The following is a 309-nucleotide window of genomic DNA, read 5'->3' on the forward strand; positions in this document are numbered from 1 at the left end:
GAGGACTCCCAGTTATCTCCTGGAACCGCTGATTTGGTCGCCAGCGTGTATGAGGAGTTCTACGAGCTCCGACGAGAAGGTGTCGGGGATGACGTGTATACCCTTAGTGAGGCGTACCGGACGGTCCTCGATAGCGGAGCTTCCCTTACGGAGATCTTCCCACACGTCGATGTCGTCTTAATCTCTGGATTCTACGACCTCTCCCACCACGAGAAGAGTTTTTTTGCTCCGTTGAACGCGACCGCCCTCTGCGGATTGTATCGCTGATTTCAGGGGATTTGGACGCCGTCTGGCGATATGGGACGTCTC

1 protein-coding gene is annotated in these 309 nt (G+C 55.3%); it reads left to right on the forward strand.

Annotated features, from left to right (window positions below):
* Positions 1–267: hypothetical protein (locus EXE42_RS17525; RefSeq protein WP_206750780.1), on the forward strand; the 267-nt coding region annotated here is incomplete at its 5' end.
* Positions 268–309 lie beyond the last annotated feature (42 nt).

The sequence above is a fragment of the Halorubrum sp. SP3 genome (genome assembly GCF_005435195.1).
GTDB lineage: Archaea > Halobacteriota > Halobacteria > Halobacteriales > Haloferacaceae > Halorubrum > Halorubrum sodomense.